This is a genomic window from Microbacterium umsixpiens, from assembly GCF_053543675.1.
In genome coordinates this window covers 1-3173 of sequence record NZ_JBLVOH010000144.1, presented here as the reverse complement: position 1 = coordinate 3173, position 3173 = coordinate 1, and the positions used below count along the sequence as shown (strand labels likewise).

At 69.9% G+C, this 3173-nt stretch carries 4 protein-coding genes; 3 read left to right on the top strand and 1 reads right to left on the bottom strand.

Going from position 1 to position 3173, the window contains the following annotated elements; all coding sequences use genetic code 11:
* Window positions 1–18: 18 nt before the first annotated feature.
* Window positions 19–183, bottom strand: coding sequence for a hypothetical protein (locus tag ACNPM4_RS14240; protein ID WP_017201713.1), 165 nt, complete (start codon window positions 181–183; stop codon window positions 19–21).
* A 120-nt stretch (window positions 184–303) separates the two neighbouring features.
* Between ACNPM4_RS14240 and ACNPM4_RS14235 the strand changes: the two genes are divergently transcribed.
* From ACNPM4_RS14235 to ACNPM4_RS14225, 3 genes are read left to right on the top strand one after another with little or no spacing between them, the layout of a single operon-like run.
* Window positions 304–570, top strand: coding sequence for a DUF7218 family protein (locus tag ACNPM4_RS14235; protein ID WP_029261060.1), 267 nt, complete (start codon window positions 304–306; stop codon window positions 568–570).
* A gap of 8 nt (window positions 571–578) precedes the next feature.
* Window positions 579–1721 (top strand): carboxylate-amine ligase, encoded by a 1143-nt coding sequence (locus ACNPM4_RS14230; RefSeq protein WP_448986087.1) that lies wholly within the window; start codon window positions 579–581, stop codon window positions 1719–1721.
* 43 nt (window positions 1722–1764) lie between these two features.
* Window positions 1765–3162 (top strand): MFS transporter, encoded by a 1398-nt coding sequence (locus ACNPM4_RS14225; RefSeq protein ID WP_105710535.1) that lies wholly within the window; start codon window positions 1765–1767, stop codon window positions 3160–3162.
* Window positions 3163–3173 lie beyond the last annotated feature (11 nt).

Sequence of the window (3173 nt, the reverse complement as noted above, 5' to 3'; positions counted from 1 at the left end):
TTCGGGATCAGACCTCGGTCAGACCTTGCGGCTGCCGCTGATCGCTCGGATCAACCAGGCGATCACAGCGATCGCGAGGAGGACGAGTCCGACCCACAGGAGGAACTGGAGCGACTGCACCAGTCCTCCGGTGATCGCGAGGATCACTGCGACGACGATGACGATGATCAGGAGGATGTTCATCGGTCTTTCCCTTCTTTCGGGGCGCGAACGCCCGCCTGCGGTGACCCCACGCTAGCTCCCCGGAGCCATCTTCCCGAGGGGGTTGACTTCTACCCTCCGAGTGCGCGAAAGGATGAACCAATGCCAGGACGACGGAACAATTCGCTCAAGGACCCCGAGCTGTACGAAGAGCTCAGGGATGACGGGGCGTCCAAGGAGAAGGCGGCGCGCATCTCGAACGCCGCCGCGAAGGAAGGTCGCAGCACCGTCGGGCGCCGTGGCGGAGAACACGGCGATTACGACGACTGGACCGTTCCGGAGCTGCGCAAACGCGCGAAGGAGCTGGGACTCACCGGCTACAGCGGCAAGCGGAAGTCCGAGCTGATCTCCGCCCTCAGGAATCACTGAGGCCGGGGATGACCCGCTTCGGCATCGAGGAGGAGTTCCTCTTCCTCGATGAGCACTCGCTGGTGCCCGTGGCCCTGGCCGCCGGCACGCGCGAGCGCATCACGCGGCTCCGCACCGGCGGCGAGGTCACGAAGGAGTATCTGACCTCGCAGATCGAGTGCCTCACCGAGCCCGTCTCGACCGGAGCGGATGCCGAGGCACAGCTGCGACACCTGCGCGAGCTGATCGGGTGGCACGCGCAGGAGCAGCAGGCGATCGCGGCCTCGTCGGGAACACCGTTCGCCACGACGCGCTCCTCCGCCGTCTCCCCGTCCCCGCACTACGACGTGGTCGCCGAGCAGCTCGGCCATCTCACCCACGATCACGAGGTCAACGGCCTGCACGTGCACGTCGAGGTGCTCGACGACGAAGAGCGGGTGCGCGCACTCGACCGGGTGCGCGGCTGGTTGCCGGTGCTGCTGGCCCTCACCGGGAACAGCCCGTTCGTGGAGGGCCGCGACACCTCCTTCGCCAGCTGGCGCAGCATCCTGATCCGTCGTCTGCCCGGCTCGTGGAGCCCGCCGCACTTCCGCGATCTCAGCGACTACCGCGCGGGGGTGCAGCGGCTCATCGATCTGCGGGCCATCGCCGATGCCGCGTCGCTCTCCTGGGCGGTACGCATCTCGGAGCGCTACCCGACGGTCGAGGTGCGGGTCTTCGATGCGCAGCTGACTCCGGAGGAATCGGTGCTCGCCGCACTGCTCAGCCGGGCGATCGTGCTGACCGACGACCAGCCTCCCGCCGCGATCGGCGCGGATGTGATCGACGCGTCGCTGTGGACCGCTGCTCGCCGCGGCATGGACGCGCGCGTGATCGACCCGACGACCGGGGAGATCGACGACGCGCGGACCGTCGCCGAGCGGATGCAGGCCGTGATCGCCCCGGCGCTTCGTGAACTCGGCGACAAGGAGTGGGTGAGTGACGGGCTCGCCCGGCTGCGCGCCGACGGCACCGGCGCCACCCGGCAGCGACGCAGCGTCGAGCAGGACGGGACGGCCGGGCTCGCGCGACTCCTCCGCGCCGGAACGCCGGCACCTCACCCGGCACCAGCTGCGCCTCGACCCGATCCGCACGGGGAACGACAGGAGCCCGCGCCCGCGCCGGCCGCCTGACCGCCGCCGCCCGGGTGTCCGCCGCCGGGAGTAATGTCGGCCTGTGGCCTCCTCCTTCGCCCCTCTCCAGCGGCTCGTGATCTCGATCGCCGTGCTCGCCTCGTTCGTGACGTTCCTCGACGGCACCGTCGTGAACGTCGCCCTGCCCGCGATCAGCCGCGAACTCGGCGGCGGCATCACCACTCAGCAGTGGGTGGTCGACGCGTACCTGATCACGCTGAGCGCGCTGATCCTGCTCGCCGGATCGGTGTCCGACGCCTACGGCCGCGTGCTGGTGATGCGCATCGGCCTGATCGCGTTCGGAATCGCCTCCATCGCGGTGGCCGCGGCCTTCGATCCGCTCATGCTGATCATCGCCCGGGCCGCGCAGGGTGCGGCCGGCGCGCTGCTGGTGCCGAGCTCGCTCGCGCTCATCACCGCGACCATGCGCGCCGACGTGCAGTCCCGGGCGATCGGTGTGTGGACCGCCTTCACGACCGGAGCCCAGCTCGTCGGCCCGCTGCTCGGCGGCCTGTTCGTCGACTACCTGTCCTGGCGCTTCGTCTTCCTCATCAACGTGATCCCCATCGGCATCACCCTGCTGCTGCTCGCCCGCCTGAAGCTTCCGGAGCACCCGCGCGGCATCAAGGTCGACTGGTGGAGCGGTGCGCTGTGCGCCCTCGGCCTCGGCGCCGTGGTGTTCGCCCTGATCGAGCAGCCCAACATGGGGTGGCAGTCGCCGGCGATCTGGATCCCCGCTGTCGTGGGCGCTGCCCTGTTCGCCCTGTTCCTGTGGCGCCAGCAGCACTCGGCCTCGCCGCTCATGCCGCTGTGGCTGTTCCGGGTGCGCGACTTCGGCTGGGGCAACCTCGCCACCCTCTTCGTGTACGCGGCACTGTCGCTCAACGGCTTCGTCGTCGGTGTCTACCTGCAGCAGGGCGCGGGTCTCAGCGCCACGGCGGCCGGGCTCGCGAGCCTCCCGATGACGATCCTGATGATCCTGATCTCTTCCCGCGCGGGACAGTGGGCCGGCCGGTGGGGGCCGCGCATCTTCATGACCATCGGTCCGCTGATCATGGCGGTCGGCGCGCTCATGCTGCTGCTCGTCGCAGACGACTTCGACTACTGGTGGCAGGTGCTGCCCGCGATGATCGTGATGGGTCTCGGCCTCTCGCTCACCGTCGCGCCGCTGACCGCCGCGATCCTCGGGGCGATCGACGAGAACCACTCCGGCATCGCCTCGGCGGTGAACAACGCGATCTCCCGCGTCGCCGGTCTGCTCGTCGTCGCGATGCTCTCGACGATCGTCGGCGGCACGCTCGACCTCGACGGCTTCCACAATGCGGCCTGGGTCACGGCGGCGCTGCTCGTCGTGGGCGGCGTGGTGTCGTGGATCGGCATCCGCCGCAACCCGGCCGAACCGGCGCCGGCCGACGTCGCCGCGTCCGGCGCCCCGCAGTGACCGTGCCCTCG

Coding starts and splice junctions, on each gene's coding strand:
- ACNPM4_RS14230 (WP_448986087.1), top strand. CDS start 579: ATGACCCGCTTCGGCATCGAGGAGGAGTTCCTCTTCCTCGATGAGCAC.
- ACNPM4_RS14235 (WP_029261060.1), top strand. CDS start 304: ATGCCAGGACGACGGAACAATTCGCTCAAGGACCCCGAGCTGTACGAA.
- ACNPM4_RS14240 (WP_017201713.1), bottom strand. CDS start 183: ATGAACATCCTCCTGATCATCGTCATCGTCGTCGCAGTGATCCTCGCG.